The following is a 19,670-nucleotide window of genomic DNA, read 5'->3' as shown; positions in this document are numbered from 1 at the left end:
CAGTCTGTTTTGGCGCCGCAGCGGGAGGCGTCCGCCGAATGGGACTTTGTGAGTGTGCTGCCTGCGGCGTTGTCGGCGGCGCGGCTGGGGCGGCCGTTCGTGGTCGGGTGGCTGTCCGCCGGGGGCGGGGCGCCGCTGGAGTTGATCACTAACGCCGGGCCCATCGGGACGCCGACCGGCGGCGATGCGCATGGGTTGTTGTTTCCTAGTGGGGCCCGCGGGGTGCTTATTGGGGATGGGTGGCTGCGGCAGGCGGAGCGTATGGCTTGGACGCGGTGTCCTGGACGGCTCGCTCCGCAGGGTGCCGGGGGCGACACCGGGCCTGGGTTGTTCGAGGCGACGCTTGTCACGTTGATGGAGCGGCCGTTCGGGTGGTTCGTGGTCGCGGAGCCTTGTGATGAGCGGCTCGTCGATACCGAGATGCGTGAGCTGCAGCATGAGCTGCGGATGCTTCGGAGGGGTGAGGACGAGCACGCTCGGCTCGCCGTGGCGCGGGCCGATCGGCGGCTGGCGGAATTGGACGCGTTTCGGGAGGCCGGGCTTTGGCAGGTCCGGGTTGTGGCGGGGGCGGCGTCGCAGGACGAGCTTGGGCAGATTGCGCCTGTGCTGGTCGGTTCTATGGAGCTGGGGCACCACCCGTATCGGTTGAGGTCGGGGCAGGGGAGCGGGTCTTTCGCGGAGATGTTGGGGACGGGGGCCGCGCCTGCGCCGGTGCGTCCCATGGCGGAGTCGGAGCAGCGGTTTCCGTTTGTTGCTACGGCGGGGGCGCTGGCGGCTTTGGCTGGGTTACCGCGGAGGGAAGTGCCTGGGCTGCGGGTGTTGGACGCCGGGTACTTCGATGTGACTTCTGAGACCGCGCCGCAAACAGGGGAGGCGCAGATCGAGCTGGGCGCCATCCTGGACGGGCAGGATCGGGAGGTCGGGCGGTTCACTGTGCCTCGGTCGACCATCAATCGGCATGTTTTCGTGACGGGGGCGACCGGGGCCGGGAAGTCGCAGACCGTTCGGCATCTGCTGGAGCAGTTGACTCGGGCCGGGGTGCCGTGGCTGGCCATTGAGCCTGCCAAGTCGGAGTATGCGGCGATGGCGGGGCGCATACAGGATCTCGGTGGGCCGGTCACCGTTGTGAACCCGTCCGACCCGGATTCGGTGCCGCTGTCGGTCAATCCGCTCGCGCCCGAGCCGGGATATCCGGTGCAGGCGCATATCGACATGGTGCGGGCGCTCTTCCAGGCAGCTTTCGATGCGGAGGAGCCGTTTCCGCAGATCATGGCGCAGGCGCTTCAGCGGGTGTACGAGAACAACGGGTGGGACGTGGTGACGGGGGCCGGTGTCCCGGGGTCGCTCATTGAGCCTGCCGTCCCTACGTTGGAGCAGTTGCAGAATGCCGCCCTGCAGGTCATCCAGGACGTCGGGTACGGGCGTGAGTTGATGGCCGACGTGCAGGGGTTCGTCGATGTGCGGTTGCGGTCGCTGCGCATCGGGTCGGCGGGACGGTTCTTCGAGGGCGGGCATCCGGCCGACATCGGCGGCATGCTCCGCGACAACATCGTGCTCGCCATCGAGGACGTCGCCAACGACGAGGACAAGGCGTTCCTCATGGGGACGCTCATCATCCGCATCGTCGAGCATCTGCGGATGCGGGAGCGGAAGCGCGATCGCGCGACCGGGCCGGCGCTTCGGCATGTCATCGTCATCGAGGAGGCGCATCGGCTGCTGCGCAACAGGGGGCCGGAGCGCGGCAGTTCGCACGCCGTCGAACTGTTCGCCGGGATGCTCGCCGAGATCCGCGCGTACGGCGAAGGGATCATCGTCGCCGAGCAGATCCCGACGAAGCTCGTCCCGGACGTGATTAAGAACACGGCGCTGAAGGTCGTGCATCGGCTGCCCGCGTTCGACGACCGGCACCAGGTCGGCGCGGCGATGAACCTGGACGACGACCAGTCCCGCGAGGTGGTGTCGCTGCGCCCCGGTGTTGCGGCCGTGTTCGCCGACGGCATGGACCGTCCGCTGCGGGTCCGGGTCCCGCTGGGGGAAGGACGCGAGGCCGAGTTGCCGGGCCCGCCCCCGCCCGTCGACGGACGGCGTTCGGCCGCCTGCGGCTGCGAGTGCCGTTCCGGACGGGCCTGCACGCTCTACGAGCTCCGTGAGGCCGACCTGATCGCGGGCAAGGCCGACTGGGCGTGGCTCCGGCTGTGGGCCGACACGCTCGTGCTGGCGCATGTCGTGAATCGTCCGATACCGGCCGTCCCGCCGGAACTCGGACGCGCCTGGTCGCGGCTCACCCCGCGGATCCGCGAATGCGCGCTCGCGACCGTCCTGGAACGGGCCGTGACCCGGCGGTCACGGTCGTTGCGCACCGCGTACCCGCCGGCCGATCTCACCGCGGCCGTCGCCGAGGTCGCGCAGGGCATGCTCGGCGGCGGCACGCCCGGCACGTCCGGCGGCACGCCGGGGCCGCAATGGTTGATTCCGCAGGTCAAGTGGCTGCACGAACTCGACCGCCTCTTCCCCTACGGTACGGACGCCCCCGACAAGCACTCCCCCGCGCCGCCGCTCGACTACCAGCTGCCCGGGCTCAAGCAGCCGCCGGACGCCAAGCTCGGCCACCGCCTCCGCGCCCTGCGCCGCCACCCCCTGTCGATGGAGCTGGAGCGCAACCGGCCCATCGCGCTGACCGCCCTCTACGGCGACGACGACCAATCCGGCTTCTTCCAGGACCTCGCCATCGTCGCGATCGGCTTCGAGGAGGACGAGCAGATCGACCACGTCGCCGTGACGATGCGCGTCACCGCGTGGCTCGAACCCGTCCTGAGCTGGTTCGAGCGCTTCGTGGCGCCGTTCGAGGAACCGTCCAAGGGGCTGCCGTTCCTCGACCCGCCGCGTGAACCGGAATGACCCATTCAATCTTCGGTGTTAACTCACGTACCGTTCGGTCACAACGCTAACTTCTGCCACCACACGAACCCCCTCGGTATCTGTGGAGGAACCGGCGTTGGACGTCCAGACCGCCAGCCCGCCGACCGTTGCCTTCTTCCATCACGGAACCAATGGCGGGCCGCGGACAGGCGCCATGCAGAACCTCACCCGCCACCTGTGCGCGGCGACATATCTGGACAAAGGGATCTGCGACGCGGTTCTCAAGGAGTACGTCTACGAGCAGCACCGCGCGATCGTCCCGTCTCACGGTTTCGACCTGGAACCGGTGATCCGGCACGCCCGCCAGGCGCGCATGATGCGCGTCGTCCGCGACGCCGTTCTCGTCGCCCTGTGGACGGCCGCATGTGTCGTGCAGCCCTTCTTGGCCACCTGGTGCGGGTTCTTGTGCGCCTATGGGACGGTCCTGTTGTGGCTTTCCCGGCGCCGGATGTCCGCATTCATGCGATGGCTCATGATCGCCGGCGCCACATGGTCGCTCGTCGTGCTGGGGTGGCTCCTCCTCCTGGGGACGGCGTTGATGGCGAATACCCTCAGGGGGTTCGATCTCCTTCTGATGCCGTTCGTCGTGATCCCGCTGTTCTCGGGATTCCCGTTCGCGGTCATCGGCCACCTTTTCCTGGTCTTGCGGCGCCTCGGGCGTGAACTCGGGCCGGGTGCTCACGGGCCGGGGCCGGACGCCGGCGGCCACCAGTTCAGCCGGGCGCTGCAGCACGTCCGGCTCGCGCAGGACGGCAACGTCACGCTCTACGCGGGCGACAACCCCTTCATCGGCACGGGGCACCCGCGCTCGCCCGGCGCCAAGGTCTGGTCCGTCGTCCTCGAACTGGACAGGAAGGCGTCCGGCGCGCTCGGCAAGCAGGGGAAGACCGCGCGGGTGGATCCCGTAGTGATGCACGAGCGGATACGCGCCAAACTCCACGAGATGCGCGACGAGCAGCCGTCCGGCACCGAGGGCGGTCCGCTCCCGCCCAACGAACGGATCGACGGTCTCCTGACCGGATGGCATGTCACCGCCCGCGGCCGGTGCGTGCAGGCCCGGCGTCCGCTGGACGGCGCGGCCGGCGGCCAGTACGCCGGCCATCCGCTGGTCGACACGCACGGGCGGGTCCCCTATTCGGTGGCGACCCGGGAGGCCATCGAGGCGGCCGTCCGGCACCCGCAGGGCGGCGTCCGATGCTTCCAGCGCGTGTCGATCGGCGCGCGCGGCCAGATGATCGCCACGCCGGACGGGGGCGTGGTCGCCCCCGCCGAAGACCAGGAGGCCGGAGTTTCGGCGTTCGTCCATCTCGCGGTGGAGGGGCGGATGCTGTACGGGCAGTTCGCCACCACGGTCCTCCCGCCCGTCCGGCCGGCCTTCAAGATCGTGGACGAGCTGCCCGGATGGGACGGCGCGAAGCTGCTGCGGAAGGCGGTCACCATCGGCTGGCCCGGCCTGTTCACCGCACCGCTGCTCGCACATGCCCGGCTCACCGGCGCGCTGTGGCGGATCGTCCGGGAGACGTTCGGCGCCGAGGTCGCGCCCGACCCGGCCGGGGAACTCGTCCACGACTACGGGGCCCGGATCAGCGTCCGGGAACTGGCGGCGAGCGATGGTTTCCACGACTTCGTCCAGGAACTCGACGCCGACAAGTACACCCGGCTGATCGAGCGGCGCGTGAACGAGGCCCTGCTCGACCACCTGGACGAGGAGTGCGGAATCGACGTGTCGGCGTACCGGGCGCAGGCCGGCGTCATCTTGAACGAGGGCGTCATCATGACCGGCGGGACCGTCAACGGACAGGTCGCCGCCGGCCGGCGCGTCGACCAGCGGCAGCGCGGCACCGGCCGCGTCAATCCATGACCATCGGGAGGACGGTATGACCGAGCACGGCGACCGGGGCATCACGATCGGCGGCGGCGCCAGTGTGTCCGGGCAAGTCGCGACGGGCGACCACGTCACGCAGAACCAGCAGGTCAACGCCGGGCCCGCGGCCGAGGCGCTCGCCCGCGTCGAGCGGCTGCTGGAGCGGCACGCCGCCGACCTCGCCGAGCCCGGACGAGCCCGGCGCGATCTCGCCGACCTCCGCGAGGAGGCGGAGTCCGCCGACGCCGATCCCGAGCGGATGCGCGGTGCGCTGGAACGCCTCGGCCGGCGCGTGGGCGGCGTGGCGGTGCTCGCCGAGGCCGTCCGGAGCCTCGCCGGCGCGCTCGGCGCCGGCGGCTGACCCGGGCGTCAGATGTCGGACTCGGTGCGAGGGGACAGGCCGGCCTTCGCGGCGACCGGGGCCCAGTAGCCGAGGAACTCGCCCTTGGCGTCGCTGGCGCGCGAGTTGACGTCCGAGACCTCGCCCTCGGACGGGCAGCCGGGCGCGATGTCCAGGTAGCGCTGGTTCGACTCGGTCGACGCCTGCAGTGCGCGGACGAGCGCGTCCTTCATCGGGGTGCCGTTGTCGAGCGCGCTGACGTCCAGGCTCTGGGCCTTGGAGAGCTGGCCGCGACGGGCGTCGAGAACGCGTTGGATCCCAGCGACCGGGCAACCCTGGGTCACGACTCCGCCGAGGTCGGAGCGGGTCGAGCCCATGTCGTCCAGCAGTTTGTCGATGGCGCCGGCCTGGGCGGCGAGGTCGCCGGTCCCGGTCTCGGTTCCGGCGCTCTCGGTCTCGGGCGGGGCGCCCTGGCTCTGGGCTGCGGACGGCTGGGACGCGGCGGGCGGCGACTCGTCCGAACCGCTCGGCCAGAACACGATCGCCGCCGCGAGCCCGATCAGCAGGACGGCGCCGGCCGCGGCCAGGAAGTACGGGAGCATGCTGCGCTTCGGCGGCGCGGGCGGCTGCCAGATCGCGGGCTCGGACCACGGCTCGGGGGAGAGATGGGTCGTCTGCTCGTCCGACGGCGGCATGGGGGTGGTGTAGTCGGGCGGCGACTCCCACTGGACGGGGTTCTGGTCGGCCCATGGCGGCGGCGCCGGCTCGAACGGCACCGGCACGCCCCCGCCGTCCGGCGACCCGCCCGGCACGCCCCCGCCGCCCGGTGCGCCACCCTGCGGCGACCCGGCCTGCGGGTCGCGGATGGTGGCTTCGACCGCGTCACCGGCGTTGCCGGTGTCGAGCGGCGCGTTGCAGCGCATGCACCTGGCGGCTGCCGAAGACGAGTCGGTACCGCAGTTCGGACACCGCATGACGGCCCCCTGCCCCGTGAGTTCGAACGGTCAGAGGATAACGGGGCGACAGCCCGATTACACCCCGGAATTACACGCGTTTCCAGCTCCGCTGCGGCTGGTCCGTCTTCTTCGCGACAGGGTTCCACAGGACGACGAACTGCTTCTTGGCCGTCGTCGCGCGCTTCTCCCCGGCCGCGCGTCCGGGTACCTGCGCCGCGCTCGGCTTCGGCTTGCCCTTGCAGTGCCGCTGGTTCGCCTGCGCCCACTGGAGCAGGACCTGGTCGACCTGCAGCGACGCCGTCAGCGCCTGGGACAGCGAGCCGCGCAGCCGCTCGCCGTTCGCCAGCTTGTCGACCTTGAGGGCCTTCGTGCGGTTCAGCTGGTTCGTGCGGCGGTGCGCGACGGACTGGAAGCCCTGGATCGCCTTCGGCAGCGTCTTGCACTTCCCGGCCCGGCCGAGCGCCCCGGCGAGGATCCGGCGGGTGTCGACGCTGTCGTTCAGGACCTTGTTCAGGGTCGCCGCCTGCTGCTTCGTCTCGGGCGGGATCGTGTTCTTCTGCGCGACCGGTTCCTGGGACGCCGCCGTGGACGGATTCCCGCCCGCGGACGCGTCGTCGCCGCCGGACGGCCACACGACGAACAGCACGGCGCCGGCCGCGACCGTGACCAGCGCGGCGACGGCGGCGACCAGCGGCTTGTTCGTCCCGCTCTTGCCCTGGCCTCCGGGCTGCATCTGGCCCGGCCCCATCTGGCCCGGCGGATAGCCGCCGTACCCGGGACCGCCCGGCCCCATCTGGCCCATGGGCTGCATCCCCGGCCCCATCGGCCCCGGACCCATCTGCCCGGGTCCCATTTGGCCTGGCCCCATCTGCCCAGGGCCCGGACCGGGCCCCATGGGGCCCTGGTTCATCGGGCCCATGAGCGGAGGCGCGGCCATGGGGGAGCCCTGCTCCATGCGCGTCTGGTCGAGGTCGCCGCCGAAGCCCTGGCCGCCGGGGGGCATCGGCCCGGGGGCGAGCTGCGTCGCGTCGGCGTCCAGCATGGTGTGCGGCTGCGCGCCGCCGGGCTGCTGCTGCCCCCACACCTGGGTCGCGTCAGCCTCGGGGCCCTCGGGCTTGCGCGGCTGCGCGAACCACGAGTCCGGGACGATCGACTCGGTGGGCGGGCCCTGCTCCGCCAGCCCGAAGGGGTTGGACGGCGCGCCGCCGGACGGCAGTGCGGGCTTCTCGTTCGCGGGCAGCGCCGGCTGCCCGCCTCCCCACGCGGGCGGCGGGGGCGGGGTGCTGTATGCGCCGGAGTCCTCGTCCGGGTCGAACGTCCAGGCCGCGGTGTCCTCGGGGTCGGCGGGAGGCAGCGGGGACGCGGTGGCGGGCGTCGGCGCCGAGGCGGCCTGCGACGGGGGTTCCACCGACAGCTGGAGCGGCGGCTGCGCCGGAGGCTCGGGCGACGTCTGCTGCGGGGACGGCGGCGCCATCTGCGTCCGCTCGAAGTCGGGCTGCGGCGACGGCGGCGCCATCTGCGTCCGCTCAAGATCAGGCTGCGGCTGTGACGGTTGCGGCTGTGACGGTTGCGGCATCGCCAGGTCGGGGATGACGGACGGCTGCCCGCTCGGGGCCCAGGACGGCATGGGCGGCGGCACCATCATCGTGCGGTCGCCGATGCCCTCGGCCGCGCCGGCCGGAGGGGCGTCCGCGTGCGGCGCCGCCAGCGGGACGGCGGGCCCGACCGAGTACACGTCGATCGGCGCCGCGCAGTGCGAACACTTACCGAGCGTCCCAGGCGTGTCATTCCCGCACGTCGGACACTGCATCGCTCTGACCTCGCCTTTTTGCCGCTTGCCCACGCTTTGCGATTCAGGCCCGCCGGCCGGGGCGGGCACCGCTTCCCCGCGAACCAGCAGGGCTCCCGACAAAAGTAGTGGGTGACGCCGTTCTCGGACGCGTGGTTGGGAATCTGGCACACCGCAGTCGGAGGTCGCACCGAATCACGACATGTCGGAAACGTCAAGAAACCCGCCGATGGTTTACCGGGAATCTTGTGATGCTGCTCACATCATGGACCTTCCTGTCCGGCGACACTCCCGTACCCGCCGGTGCCCCCGTCAACGCGCCCTTGTCGCGTGTGCTCACCCGCTAGGCTCGAAGCGTTTCCCGGCGCATCCAGTAACGAGATCTTCCTTTGGACGAGGAGGCTTTCAGTTCGCTGTGACTGAGGCCGTCGTTACCAGCACCAGCCAACACTCATAGGGAGGTGACCTTGTTGGCTACGTTCCGCACAGGTGAGCCGACCCACCGGCCCGTGCTTCTCCAGCGGGCTGCTCTGGAATCGGGGCTCGCAGACACTCCCCGGATCGGGAACGAAACGGGGCCCCGCCACCCCTCCCGGAAGGGCGGGGGCGCCGGTGCGGGACATGTGCGAGGAGAGACCACTGGTACCTCACCTGGTGCCAGTGGCGTCACCCCCAACCCATCGGTTGGGGAGCAGCGCCGTGAGGCGCATCGCGTTTTCGTGCTCGACGGTCAGGGTGTTCCGCTGCAACCCTGCCACCCCGCCCGCGCCCGGCGTTTGCTGGCATCGGGCCGCGCGGTCGTGGCCCGCCACACGCCGTTCGTCATCCGGCTGAAGGACCGCTTGGCGGCCGAATCGCAGGTGGACGGAGTGCAGGTGGGGATCGATCCCGGATCCAGGCACACGGGGATCTCGGTGTTCACCTCCCAGGAGGGGGAGAGGCGGGGCAGGTACTCGATACAGCTGGACCACCGGGGCGCACAGATTCACAAGAGGGTAGGTCAGCGCGCCGCCTACCGGCGGCGCCGTCGGTCGGCCAAGCTCCGGTATCGGGCACCCCGATTCCTCAACCGGCAACGACCAGATGGTTGGCTGGCCCCGTCCCTTGGGCACCGGGTCGACACCACTGTGTCGTGGGCAGACCGGCTCACCCGCTGGGCACCGGTGCGGGTCCTGCATGTGGAGCGCGTCGCGTTCGACACTCATCTGCTGTCGGCCGGGCGCCCGCTGGAAGGCACGGAGTATCAGCAAGGCACGTTGTGCGGATACCAGGCGCGCGAATACCTGCTGGAGAAGTGGGGCCGAGTCTGCGTGTACTGCGGTGCCGTTGATGTGCCGCTGAACGTCGACCACATCCATCCCCGGTCAGAGGGCGGGTCGGACCGCATCTCCAACCTCACCCTGGCGTGCGTGCCGTGCAACCGGGCCAAGGGCGATCAACCCGTCCAGCGGTTCCTTGCCCGCCGGCCCGCAGTGCTGGCACGGATCCTCGCGCAAGCCAAGACCCCACTGCGGGACGCCGCAGCGATCAACGCCACTCGGTGGAGGCTATGGCGGGCGCTCGACAGCCGGTTCCCCGGTCAGGTCCGGATCGGCTCCGGTGCGCGGACGAAATGGAACCGCACCCAGTCCGGCCTCCCCAAATCCCATACCTTCGACGCCTTGTGCGTGGGTGGTTCCGACGCCGTCACTGTCACCGCCTACCCGGCAGACGTGCTTGTGATCGCGTGCACCGGGCGTGGCACTCACTGCCGGACCAGCCCTGACAAGTACGGATTCCCTCGCCTTCGGCTGCCCCGGAGTAAGAACGTCCACGGGTTTCAGACCGGCGATCTGGTCAAGGCGATAGTCCCCGCCGGTAAGAAGGCCGGAAGCCATCTCGGGCGGGTCGCGGTCCGGACCACCGGCTGGTTCGACATCACCGGTGGGCGCGGCACCGTCCAGGGCATCAGCCATCGACATGTCCGGCTTCTGCAGCGAGGCGATGGCTACGGTTACACCATCCGCCCCGAGAACACCGTGCCCATGTACGGGCCCAAAGAAGGAATTCGATGAGCGATCTTCCGCTGCGTTCGCAGCTGGCCGTCGCGCTCGGTCGTACGGCCGCCAAGATGTCCCGTATGGCGGGCCGCGGGGACGGCTCGGTCATCGGCGGGCGGCTCGGCCTCCGCCTCGACCCCGAGCTGCTGACCAGGCTCGCCAAGGACCGCAAGCTCGTCCTCGTCAGCGCCACCAACGGCAAGACGACGACGACCCGGCTGATCACCTCGGCGATGACGCCGCTGGGCGAGGTCGCCACCAACGCGTTCGGCGCGAACATGCCGACCGGGCACGTGTCCGCGCTCGCGTCCGCGCCGTCCGCCCGCTACGGCGTGCTGGAGTGTGACGAGAAGTACGTCCCGATGGTCCTGAAGGAGACCGGGGCGAACCTCGTCGCGCTGATGAACCTGAGCCGCGACCAGATGGACCGCGCCGCCGAGATCTGGCTGCTGGCGGGCAAGTGGCGCCGCGCGCTGGAGGCGTCCCCGACCAGCCACGTCATCGCCAACTGCGACGACCCGCTGGTCACCTGGGGCGCGGCCACCGCGAAGAGCGTGACGTGGGTCGCCGCGGGCCAGCACTGGCGCGAGGACTCCTGGTGCTGCCCCGAGTGCGGCGGCCCCCTCGACCGGCAGGACACCGACGAGGACAGCGACTGGGCCTGCCGCCAGTGCCACTTCCGCCGGCCCCGCCCCGACTGGACGCTGACCGGCGAGCTGGTCACCGGCCCCGACGGCCGGACGTACTCGCTCACCGGCCTGTCACTGCCCGGCCGCGCGAACCGGTCGAACGCGCTGATCGCCCTCGCCGTCGTCGCGCAGTTCGGCGTCCCGCCCGAGCAGGCACTCCCGCTGCTGTCGCAGGTCACGTCCGTCGCCGGCCGGTACACGACGGTCGAGCACGAAGGGCGCTCGATCCGGCTGCTGCTGTCGAAGAACCCGGCCGGCTGGCTGGAGGCGTTCGACGTCCTGCAGCCCGCGCCCGGCCCCGTCGCCCTGTCGATCAACGCGCAGGGCCCGGACGGCCGCGACACGTCCTGGCTGTGGGACGTCGACTACCGCATCCTCCAGGGCCGTCCCGTGTGGGTGACGGGCGAGCGCCGCATCGACCTCGCCGCCCGGCTGGAGGCCGCCGACGTGAACTTCACCATGGTGGACGACATCGGCCAGGCGGTCATGGCCGTCCCGCCCGGGCACCTTGACGTGATCGCCAACTACACCGCCTTCCAGACCATCCGAACGAGGTACGGCCGTGTCGTCTGACCGCATCAAAATCGTCTGGATCTACCCGGACCTGCTCAGCACCTACGGCGACCAGGGCAACACGATCGTCCTGGAGCGGCGCGCGGCGCTGCGCGGCATCCCGACCGAGACCGTCAACCTGCGCTCGGACGAGCCCGTCCCCGCCGACGGCGACATCTACCTGCTCGGCGGCGGCGAGGACCGGCCGCAGATCCTCGCTGCGCAGCGGCTGCGCGGCGACGGCGGGCTGGCGCGGGCCGTCCAGTCCGGCGCCGTGGTGTTCGCCGTCTGCGCCGGGTACCAGCTGCTCGGCCACGAGTTCGGTGGCGAGGAGGGGCAGCTCGTCCCCGGCCTCGGGATCCTCGACATCCGGTCGAGCCGCGGCGAGCAGCGCGCGGTCGGCGAGATCGTCGGGGACGTCGCGGGCGAGCTGAACGTCCCGCGCATCACCGGCTTCGAGAACCACCAGGGCGTCACGCACCTCGGGGCCGGCGCGCAGCCGTTCGCGAAGGTCACGCACGGCATCGGCAACGGCGACGGGTTCGAGGGCGCCTACAGCGGGCGCGTCCTCGGCACGTACATGCACGGCCCGGCGCTGGTCCGCAACCCGGGCCTGGCCGACCTGCTGCTCCGCTGGGCGACCGGCACCGAGCTGCGGCCGCTGGACGACTCCTGGGCCGGCCGCCTCCGCGAGGAGCGCCTCCAAGCCGTATCGGGCTGAGCCGTATCGGGCTGAGCCGCACCGGCCGCCGGGTGGCTTGCCCTGCGGCCTTTGGGCCTGGCGCGGGGTGCCGTCCGGTGCCACCGTAGCGATCATGATCTGCTGCCGGCCGAGCCGCCGGGCCCTGCTCCGCTGGAGCGCCGTCGTCGCGGGCGCGTCGCTGCTGCCCGGACTGCCCGGCCCGGCGTGGGCGGCGGACGGCGTCCGGCCGGTGAACCTGGAGCTGGTCACCGTCACCGAGACGACGGCCGTCCTCACCTGGTACACGGGCATCCCCGGGACGGACGACGGCCTGGGCCGCATGGAGCCCGCCCCGTCCGACGCCGAAGTGCTGTACGGGACGCATCCGTCCCGCCTCACCCGCGTGGCCCATGGCCCGCCGGGCACCCCTTACCACTACGTCGAGCTGACCGATCTGGAGCCCGGCCGCACCTATTACTACAGGGCCCGTTCCAGGGGATTGGACGCGACGCCCACGTGGCTGGTCGCGGGCCAGTCCGCCGGCACTCCCAACGGTGACGTTTTCGCGTTCACGACTCCGCAACCGCCTGCGGGACGCCACCTTTTCTCGGTCGCCCTGTGCAATGACCTGCATCTGGGGGAGACGGTGGCCGGGCTGGTCGGCCAGCTTCCCTGGATAAAGGGCATTGAGCAGGTCCCCGGGCATCCGCCCTATCCCGAGGTGATGGCGAAGGCACTGATCGCGGACGCCCGCGGCCGCGGCGCCGATTACCTCCTGGCGGCCGGAGACGTGTCGAGCGAGGCCGCCCCGGCCGACCTCGCGAGCGCCAAGGCGATTCTCGACACCTTCGGCGCATTGGGGAGCGACTACCTGATCGCCAGAGGCAACCACGACCGCGCCCATTCCGGCGCACCGTACGGCGCGTGCAGCCCCGGTGAGCACCAGGGGAACGACTGCTTCAAGGACGCCTTCTCCCCGTCCGGGCGGACGTACTTCTCCCACGACCTGCGCGGCCTCCGCGTCATCGGCCTCGACACCTACGACAAGCCCGGCGACGGCGGCGACTCCGGCGGCCTGTCGGCGGACCAGCAGGCATGGTTCGAAGCCGAACTGAAAAGGGACCCGGACCGCCCCACCCTCGTCTTCGGCCACCACCCGCTCTTCACCGAGAACGACCCGCTCGCCATAACCGGAGCCCATTCCCTGGACGCCGGCCAGTCGCTGAAGATCCTCACGGCCTACAACCGGTCGCCGGGCGTCTTCCTCCATCACGCCGGTCACACGCATCGCAATCAGCGCTCGGTGTTCCCGTTGGCGCCCCGCGTCGTCCAGCAGGAAGTGGGAGCCGCCAAGGAATACCCGGGCGGCTTCACACTCCTGCGCGTCCACACCGGCGGGTACGCGCTCAACTTCTACAAGACCCGCGGCGACGAAGCGCGCGCCTGGAGCGAACGCAGCCGCCAGGAACTCTCCGGCCAATGGCCCCAGCTGTCCTTGGGAAACCGTCCCACCGACCGCAACACGGTCGTCACCCGCGACCTTTCCGGCCTCGGCTAGACCGCGCTTCGCATGGTCACTCGTCCTCCTGCGCGACCACGGTGGAGGCGATTTCATCGACCACCGGCCCGGTCTCGTAGATTTCGGCGTCGAACTTGGTCTGGCAGTCCTTCAGCCAAGCGATCAGATTCGTCGCGTCGCGGACGTCATAGGACGGACGGTCGAAGCCGACTCGCGCACCACCGGCGGCACCGGGAACCTTGAGCGGCGTATAGCTCGTCACCTTCTCGTTGTCCGTGCTGCGCCGGAGGTCGGCCGCGTCCGGGCAGTGGGTCATCGTGTAGACGCTCTCCCTCAGTACCGTCGTTCCGGAGCCGTCCTGCCAGAACTGCCCCACCTGGTCGCTGGATTGCCGCCATTCCTGCGGAACGGCGAAGGCGAAGTTGTCGAAGGCCACGGCCTTCATCCCCGCGGGCGGTGTGATCTTCGGATAGGTCGGGGAGTCGCCCCACGGCGAGAACGCGCAGCCGGAGGAGGACAGGACGAACGTGAGAGCGGCGGCGGGGAGCGGGAACCAGCGATTCAAGAGGAGACTCCGATCCTTACTCGATCGGTACATGCCGGACGGTACTCCGGGTGCGGACGACGAACCCTTCGCACTCGCAATTTGCAGACGTTAATATCTGATGCGCGTCAGCGGCGTCAGGTTCACTCGGCTTGCGGCCGACCGCCGCGCCGGAACGCTTCGGCGAAGCCCTGCGAGCCCAGGGCGGCCGTCGCGGCGGAGGTGATCCGGCACCTCATGTACGCGGGCGCCGCGACCGACTACCCGGTGCTGCGGACCGTCCCGTAGCGTTCCGGCATGCTCATTGAGGTGGACGGGCGACCGGCGACCGCCGAGGCCCTCGCACATCCGGCCATCGTGAACTACGGCCACTTCACGGCGATGCAGGTGCGGTCCGGCCGCGTCCGCGGCCTCGCCGCGCATCTGAGGCGCCTCGACGAGCCACCCGCGAGCTGTTCGGGACGTCCCTGGACGGTTCCCGTGTCCGGGCGCTCATCCGGCACGCCGCCGGCGACGAGGACGCGTCGGTCCGGGTGAGCGTCCATCAGCCGGAAACCGAGCCGGTGGTCCAGGTGGTCGTCCGCCCTCCGGCCGAGGCGCCGGCGTCGCCGCAGCGGCTGCTTCCGACCGTGTACGAGCGGCCCGTCCCGCACATCAAGCACGTCGGGAGCTTCGGCCAGATCTACTACGGTCTCCAGGCCGAACGCGCCGGCTACGACGACGCCCTCCTCGTCCTCCGGGACGGGCGCGTCGCCGAAGGCGGCATCACCAACATCGGCTTCTTCCGCGACGGCCGGACCGTCTGGCCGGACGCCCCGATGCTGCGCGGCATAACAATGCACCTCATCGACGAGCGCATCCGTGCCGCGCGCGACACGATCCGGCTGGACGACCTGGCGTCCTTCGACGGCGCCTTCGTCACCAACTCCCTGGGCGTGGCGCCGGTGGCCCGGATAGGCGACGTGACCTTCGACGTTCGCGACCACCTGATGCTGCCCGTCCGTAAGGCCTACACGGCGGTTCCCTGGGACGAGGTCTAGTCCTGGACGTGGACGGGCGCGCGGCGCTGGCGGCGCGGGTGCGGGGGGCGCTGGAGCGGAGCCGTCCCGGCTCCCGGACGGTGCTGCTCGGCTCCCTCGCCGCCGGGACCGCCGACGCCTACAGCGACATCGACGTCGAGTGGGTCGTCCCGGACAGTGACTTCGAGGCCAGCACGGCCCAGGCCGAGGCCGTGCTCGACGCGGTCCGGCCGGTGGCCGATCTGCGCGTGGATCCCGATTTCCTTCATTCCGACCGGCGCCGCCTCTTGTTCGTCCGCTTCCGCGACGTGTCGTTGTTCTGGCGCCTCGACCTGTCGATCCGCGCCGAGTCCGTGGCCGGGCACGAGCACTACGACCGGGACAACCCGCACGCACGGGCTCGCGACGACGAATGGTCGCGTCCGGCCAGCGCCCTGGCCAACGCGATCGGCGCGGTCAAGGCCGTCGCCCGGGGCCGTCCCGAGCAGGCGCGCGGCCTCATCGACCGCGGCTTCGCCCGCATCGACGCGGACGAACAGGCCACCGGCGCGTGGGCCGCGGACGTGGCGCGCCTGGCCCGCACGTCCGCGGCCCGTGACCCCCGTCTGGCCGACCTCGCCGGTCGGGTGGTCGCCCTGGCCTGCGACGTCCTCACCTGACCGGGTGGTCAGTTGCCTACGCCGAGGGTGGGCATGAAGGCGGCCGGGTAGCGGTCGCCGCGGGCGGCGCCCAGGGGGACCGCCTTCTCGATGTCGGCGAGGTCGTCCGCGGTGAGGGTCACGTCCAGCGCGGGGAGCGCCTCGGCCAGGCGTTCGCGGGTGCGGGCGCCGACCAGCGGGACGATGTCCTCGCCCTGGGCGGCCACCCAGGCGATGGCCAGCTGGGCGACGGTGCACCCCTTGGCCTCGGCGACGCGGCGCAGCGCGTCCACGAGGGCGAGGTTGTGCCGGACGTTCTCGCCGGAGAACCGCGGGCTGAAGGCGCGGCTGTCGCCGGGGCCGGAGGCGCGGCCCGCCGACCAGTGGCCGGAGATGAGGCCGCGCCCGAGGACGCCGTACGCGGTCAGGCCGATGCCGAGCTCCCGGAGCGTGGGCAGGACGTCCGACTCCACCGCCCGGGAGATCAGCGAGTACTCGATCTGCAGGTCCGCGACCGGGTGCACGGCGTGCGCGCGGCGGATCACCGCCGCGTCGACCTCCGAGAGCCCGAGGTGCCGCACGTGTCCGGCGTCGATCATCTCCTTGATCGCGCCGACCGTCTCCTCGATCGGCACCGCCGGGTCGAGCCGGGCGGGACGGTAGATGTCGATGTGGTCGGTGTTCAGCCGGGTCAGCGAGTAGGCGAGGAAGTTCTTGACGGCCTCGGGACGTGCGTCCAGCCCGCCGAACTCCGGGCCGGGCCCCCGCAGCATGCCGAACTTCACGCTGAGCCGGTAGTCGTCGCGGTTCCGGCCGCGCAGCGCCTCGGCGAGCAGCAGCTCGTTGTGGCCCATGGCGTAGAAGTCGCCGGTGTCGATCAGCGTGACGCCGGCGTCCAGCGCGGCGTGGACGGTGGCGACGCTCTCCGCGCGGTCGGCCGCGCCGTAGGCGCCCGACATGCCCATCGCGCCCAGGCCGAGCGCGGAAACGGCCGGGCCGGACCGGCCCAGAGTCTTGTTCTGCATCAGGTTCTCCTTCGTCGTCGATCTGCCGTCCACCCTCCGTCCGGGCCGGGGCGCGCGAAAGCGGAGCGTTCATCATGGGAGAGCCGCTCCCTGGATGGGCTCGCCGCCGCGAGGGACCATGGAGGCATGGAACGTGTCCAGCTCGCCGACTTCCTGCGCCGCCGCCGCGAGGCGATCCGCCCGGCCGAGGTCGGCATCGCGGACGGCCCCCGCCGCCGCACCGCCGGCCTGCGCCGGGAAGAGGTGGCCATGCTCGCCGGGATGTCGGTGGACTACGTCGTCCGGCTCGAACAGGGCCGTAGCAGCCAGCCGTCCACCCAGCTGCTGGGCGCGCTGGCCCGGGCGCTGCGCCTCTCCGAGGACGAGCGCGCCCACCTGTTCCACCTGGCGGGCCACCGGCCCCCGCCCGCCGAGGGGGTCGCCCGCCTTGCCCGTGCCGGTCTGATCCGGATGCTCGACCTGCTCGGCGACACCCCCGCCATGGTGCTGTCCGACCTCGGCGAAGTCCTGGCGCAGAACCGGGCGGCCCTCCTGCTGACGGGCGACCACAGCGGCTTCTCCGGCGACGACCGCTACGCGGTGTACCGCTGGTTCACCGATCCCGCGGCCCGCGCCGTCAACCCGCCCGAGGAGCGGGAGCGCCACTCGCGCCAGTTCGTGGCCGACCTGCGCGCCGCCGCCGGCCGCCGGTCCACGGATCCCGTGGTCGCCGGACTCGTCGAGCGGTTGCAGACCGCGAGTGCCGACTTCCGCCGGCTCTGGGCCGAGCACGAGGTGGCCGTCCGGCGCGCCGACCGCAAGACCATCCTGCACCCGCGGGTAGGCCGCCTGGTGATGGACTGCGAGACCCTGGTCACCCCCGACCAGACACAGGAACTGCTCGTCCTCACCCCGGCGGACGCTGAGACCCGCGAACGGCTGGAACTGCTGCGCGTCCTCGGCATCGAGGAGTTCCCCACAAGACCCGCCCCCGGCCAGTAATTCGGTGCGCGGCCGCGCGTCCGGCCCCCGCTCTTGACGATATGCAGGTGTATGCCTGCATAATGGACGGGTGAGCTACGACGCGAGTGCCATGGACCCGGTCTTCAAAGCGCTGGCCGATCCGACCCGGCGGCTGCTGCTCGACCGGCTGCGCGAGCACAACGGGCAGACGCTGGGCGACCTGTGCGGGCGCCTGGACATGGCGCGCCAGTCGGCGACCCAGCACCTCGACGTCCTCGTCCGGGCCGGCCTCGTGACGGTCGTCCGGCGCGGGCGGGAGCGGTTGCACTACCTCAACCCCGCGCCGATCCACGAGATCGAGGAGCGCTGGATCTCGGAGTTCGACAAGCCCCGCCTGCAAGCGATCAGTGCCATCAAGAACCAGGCAGAGGAGTACGCCATGACCACCGAAACGGTGCCGTCCTACGTCTACGTCACCTACATCCGCGCGAGCGCCGAGCAGGTGTGGCAGGCCCTGACCGACGCGGACCTGACGGCCCGCTACTGGGGGCACGCCAACGTCTCGGACTGGCAGCCGGGCTCGACCTGGGAGCACCAGCGCGTCGACGGATCGGGCGCCGTCGACGTCGTGGGACGCGTCGTCAAGGCGGAGCCCCCGACGCGCCTGGTCATCACCTTCGAGGACAGCCCGGACGCCGACCGGGAACCGTCGGTCGTCACCTTCCTCGCCGAGCCGCATCAGGACATCGTCCGGCTCACCGTGACCCACGAGAACCTCCCCGACCGGGAGATGCTCAACGGCATTTCGAGCGGCTGGCCGGCCGTCCTGGCGAACCTCAAGTCGCTGCTGGAGACCGGCGACGTCCTCCCGCAGGCGCCTTGGGAGATGACCAGCGCACATGCCTGAGATGGACATCGTGCCGCTTCGGAACGCCTACCGTGCCCTGCTGGACGCCGCCGCCGCGGTCGGCGACCCCGGCCCCGCCCCACCGGCCGGCGAATGGAGCGCCGACCAGATCCTGGCGCACGTCGCCCTCGTCAACGCGACCACCCTCGCCGCCGTCGCGGCCATCACCGCGGGAGAGAACACCACCTATGACAACCGCGTCGCGCTCGACACCTGGACCATCGACCGCCTCGTCGTGCTCGCCGGCGGCAACGCCGGTCTCCGCGACCGCATCCGCCTCCAGGCGGACGCCCTCTGCGCGCTCACCGGACCGATGCTGAGCGACGCCGAACTCGACACGCCGGTGCCCACCCGGCTCCTGTCCAACGGCACCGTCCTCGTCGACCAGCCGATGCCGCTGAGGGCTCTGATCACCGGCCTCGCGGAGGCGGAGTTGCCCGGCCATACCGAACAACTCCTCTCCCTCCTGCCGGGGCGGGCCGAGGCATGACGCTCGGCCCGCGTGTCACTGGAGAGCGGCCAGGCCCTTCTCCAGGTCTTCGCGGGTCATGACGGGCTGGATCTCGATCTTCGCGCCCAGATCCTGGAAGAGCGGCTCGGTGATGGCCGGCAGGGCCGAGCTGTCCTGCATGTCGAAGACGATGGTGCAGGCGCGCCCGCCCTCGCAGGGGCCGAAGTAGGCGGCCTCCGGATCGAGCGCCTCCATCAGCGACCGCATGATCTCCGGCAGCCGTCCGGACCGGAGCGTCTCGTTCGACACCTTGGTGTCCAGATGTGCTTTCAGCATGACTCTCATGGCGTGCCTCCCCGTGCACCCGGGTCGGCGCGACCCCGTCCGCGCTCGCTGAAACCCGGTGCCGTCCCGGTCATTCTCCCCCCGTGACCTGGGCAAAGCTCTCAAGGTTGGGCAAACCCCGGAGGGGCGTGAGGCGGTCCCGGCAGCAGGTGGTGCGGCGGCCCGAGGACCGCCGCACCGCGGAGGGTCAGCCCGCCGAGCAGGAGACCGCCGGCCAGGTCCAGGTGCCGTTGGTCTGGAGGGTCACACCGAAGTCGTTGCCGTTGCCGTTGGGCCTGGCGGTCATCACCTGGCCGCTGGAGTCCCAGCCGGCGCTGGTGTTCCAGGTGGCGATGATCTTCTCGGGGGACGGGACGTTCATCGTCACGGTCCAGTCGCTGGACCCGGACACCGAGACGTTGAGGTTGTAGCGGTCGTCCCACTTCTGGCCGGCGGACAGCGTCGCGTTGC

The 19,670-nt window shown here is 71.2% G+C and carries 18 protein-coding genes and 1 pseudogene; 13 read left to right on the top strand and 6 right to left on the bottom strand.

Annotation, left to right across the window (positions count from 1 at the left end; genetic code table 11):
- The 3 genes from E1293_RS29400 to E1293_RS29390 form a co-directional block, all read left to right on the top strand.
- Positions 1–2,898: ATP-binding protein (locus E1293_RS29400; RefSeq protein ID WP_132200735.1), on the top strand; the 2,898-nt coding region annotated here is incomplete at its 5' end.
- Positions 2,899–3,073: 175 nt separating this feature from the next.
- On the top strand, positions 3,074–4,780 hold the full coding sequence (locus E1293_RS29395; protein ID WP_132200734.1) for a hypothetical protein: 1,707 nt from the start codon (positions 3,074–3,076) through the stop codon (positions 4,778–4,780).
- Positions 4,781–4,796: 16 nt separating this feature from the next.
- Positions 4,797–5,144, top strand: coding sequence for a DUF5955 family protein (locus E1293_RS29390; protein WP_132200733.1), 348 nt, complete (start codon positions 4,797–4,799; stop codon positions 5,142–5,144).
- 8 nt (positions 5,145–5,152) lie between these two features.
- Here E1293_RS29390 and E1293_RS29385 read toward each other — a convergent pair whose 3' ends face one another.
- On the bottom strand, positions 5,153–6,046 hold the full coding sequence (locus tag E1293_RS29385; protein WP_132200732.1) for a flagellar basal body-associated FliL family protein: 894 nt from the start codon (positions 6,044–6,046) through the stop codon (positions 5,153–5,155).
- A gap of 121 nt (positions 6,047–6,167) precedes the next feature.
- Entirely contained in the window at positions 6,168–7,814 is a 1,647-nt protein-coding gene (locus E1293_RS47765) for a hypothetical protein (RefSeq protein ID WP_165978444.1), read from the bottom strand.
- 773 nt (positions 7,815–8,587) lie between these two features.
- On the opposite strand from E1293_RS47765, the gene iscB reads away from it, so the two are divergent.
- The 4 genes from iscB to E1293_RS29360 all read left to right on the top strand — a co-directional run bounded on the left by iscB (position 8,588) and on the right by E1293_RS29360 (position 13,388).
- Positions 8,588–9,922: an RNA-guided endonuclease IscB gene (iscB, locus tag E1293_RS29375; protein ID WP_243716722.1), complete on the top strand. Its 1,335-nt coding sequence runs from the start codon at positions 8,588–8,590 to the stop codon at positions 9,920–9,922.
- The gene (locus E1293_RS29370) at positions 9,919–11,169 is read left to right on the top strand and encodes a Mur ligase family protein (RefSeq protein ID WP_132200729.1); all 1,251 of its coding nucleotides are present in this window, start codon (positions 9,919–9,921) and stop codon (positions 11,167–11,169) included. The genes iscB and E1293_RS29370 overlap by 4 nt, the downstream gene beginning before the upstream one ends.
- On the top strand, positions 11,159–11,869 hold the full coding sequence (locus E1293_RS29365) for a type 1 glutamine amidotransferase (RefSeq protein WP_132200728.1): 711 nt from the start codon (positions 11,159–11,161) through the stop codon (positions 11,867–11,869). The genes E1293_RS29370 and E1293_RS29365 overlap by 11 nt, the downstream gene beginning before the upstream one ends.
- Positions 11,870–11,963: 94 nt before the next feature.
- Positions 11,964–13,388, top strand: a complete 1,425-nt coding sequence (locus tag E1293_RS29360; RefSeq protein ID WP_132200727.1) for a purple acid phosphatase family protein — start codon at positions 11,964–11,966, stop codon at positions 13,386–13,388.
- Between the two features lie 16 nt (positions 13,389–13,404).
- Here E1293_RS29360 and E1293_RS29355 read toward each other — a convergent pair whose 3' ends face one another.
- Positions 13,405–13,785 carry a hypothetical protein gene (locus E1293_RS29355; RefSeq protein WP_132200726.1) on the bottom strand — a complete coding sequence of 127 codons (381 nt, stop codon included), beginning with the start codon at positions 13,783–13,785 and terminating at the stop codon, positions 13,405–13,407.
- 405 nt (positions 13,786–14,190) lie between these two features.
- On the opposite strand from E1293_RS29355, the gene E1293_RS48770 reads away from it, so the two are divergent.
- Genes E1293_RS48770 through E1293_RS29345 form a run of 3 tightly spaced genes read left to right on the top strand, consistent with a single transcriptional unit; the run spans position 14,191 to position 15,571 of the window.
- Positions 14,191–14,430 (top strand): hypothetical protein, encoded by a 240-nt coding sequence (locus E1293_RS48770; RefSeq protein WP_207939157.1) that lies wholly within the window; start codon positions 14,191–14,193, stop codon positions 14,428–14,430.
- The gene (locus E1293_RS29350; RefSeq protein ID WP_207939159.1) at positions 14,346–14,933 is read left to right on the top strand and encodes an aminotransferase class IV; all 588 of its coding nucleotides are present in this window, start codon (positions 14,346–14,348) and stop codon (positions 14,931–14,933) included. Before E1293_RS48770 ends, E1293_RS29350 begins: the two co-directional genes overlap by 85 nt.
- 8 nt (positions 14,934–14,941) lie before the next feature.
- The gene (locus E1293_RS29345; protein ID WP_207939156.1) at positions 14,942–15,571 is read left to right on the top strand and encodes a hypothetical protein; all 630 of its coding nucleotides are present in this window, start codon (positions 14,942–14,944) and stop codon (positions 15,569–15,571) included.
- Between the two features lie 8 nt (positions 15,572–15,579).
- On the opposite strand, the gene E1293_RS29340 is transcribed toward E1293_RS29345, so the two are convergent.
- Entirely contained in the window at positions 15,580–16,575 is a 996-nt protein-coding gene (locus tag E1293_RS29340; protein WP_132200725.1) for an aldo/keto reductase, read from the bottom strand.
- A 126-nt stretch (positions 16,576–16,701) separates the two neighbouring features.
- On the opposite strand from E1293_RS29340, the gene E1293_RS29335 reads away from it, so the two are divergent.
- From E1293_RS29335 to E1293_RS29325, 3 genes are all read left to right on the top strand, one after another.
- A complete protein-coding gene (locus tag E1293_RS29335; RefSeq protein WP_132200724.1) occupies positions 16,702–17,556 on the top strand; it encodes a helix-turn-helix transcriptional regulator in 855 nt (284 codons plus the stop codon).
- Between the two features lie 70 nt (positions 17,557–17,626).
- The gene (locus E1293_RS29330) at positions 17,627–18,424 is read left to right on the top strand and encodes an ArsR/SmtB family transcription factor (protein ID WP_243716712.1); all 798 of its coding nucleotides are present in this window, start codon (positions 17,627–17,629) and stop codon (positions 18,422–18,424) included.
- Positions 18,417–18,914: a hypothetical protein gene (locus E1293_RS29325; protein WP_207939155.1), complete on the top strand. Its 498-nt coding sequence runs from the start codon at positions 18,417–18,419 to the stop codon at positions 18,912–18,914. Before E1293_RS29330 ends, E1293_RS29325 begins: the two co-directional genes overlap by 8 nt.
- Before the next feature lie 15 nt (positions 18,915–18,929).
- Here E1293_RS29325 and E1293_RS29320 read toward each other — a convergent pair whose 3' ends face one another.
- A complete protein-coding gene (locus E1293_RS29320; RefSeq protein ID WP_165978443.1) occupies positions 18,930–19,220 on the bottom strand; it encodes a DUF3303 family protein in 291 nt (96 codons plus the stop codon).
- Positions 19,221–19,407: 187 nt separating this feature from the next.
- Positions 19,408–19,670 (bottom strand): annotated as a pseudogene (locus E1293_RS29315) (glycoside hydrolase family 11 protein); the annotation flags it as partial.

It is taken from the genome of Actinomadura darangshiensis, assembly GCF_004349235.1.
GTDB classification, from domain to species: Bacteria; Actinomycetota; Actinomycetes; order Streptosporangiales; family Streptosporangiaceae; genus Spirillospora; species Spirillospora darangshiensis.
Note: the sequence above shows the minus strand (reverse complement) of the source record. Positions and strands in the feature narration are given on the sequence as shown.

Coding starts and splice junctions, on each gene's coding strand:
- E1293_RS48770 (WP_207939157.1), top strand. CDS start 14,191: ATGCTCATTGAGGTGGACGGGCGACCGGCGACCGCCGAGGCCCTCGCA.
- E1293_RS29320 (WP_165978443.1), bottom strand. CDS start 19,220: ATGAGAGTCATGCTGAAAGCACATCTGGACACCAAGGTGTCGAACGAG.
- E1293_RS29340 (WP_132200725.1), bottom strand. CDS start 16,575: ATGCAGAACAAGACTCTGGGCCGGTCCGGCCCGGCCGTTTCCGCGCTC.
- E1293_RS29385 (WP_132200732.1), bottom strand. CDS start 6,046: ATGCGCTGCAACGCGCCGCTCGACACCGGCAACGCCGGTGACGCGGTC.
- E1293_RS29360 (WP_132200727.1), top strand. CDS start 11,964: ATGATCTGCTGCCGGCCGAGCCGCCGGGCCCTGCTCCGCTGGAGCGCC.
- E1293_RS29370 (WP_132200729.1), top strand. CDS start 9,919: ATGAGCGATCTTCCGCTGCGTTCGCAGCTGGCCGTCGCGCTCGGTCGT.
- E1293_RS29390 (WP_132200733.1), top strand. CDS start 4,797: ATGACCGAGCACGGCGACCGGGGCATCACGATCGGCGGCGGCGCCAGT.
- E1293_RS29325 (WP_207939155.1), top strand. CDS start 18,417: ATGCCTGAGATGGACATCGTGCCGCTTCGGAACGCCTACCGTGCCCTG.
- E1293_RS29395 (WP_132200734.1), top strand. CDS start 3,074: ATGCAGAACCTCACCCGCCACCTGTGCGCGGCGACATATCTGGACAAA.
- E1293_RS29335 (WP_132200724.1), top strand. CDS start 16,702: ATGGAACGTGTCCAGCTCGCCGACTTCCTGCGCCGCCGCCGCGAGGCG.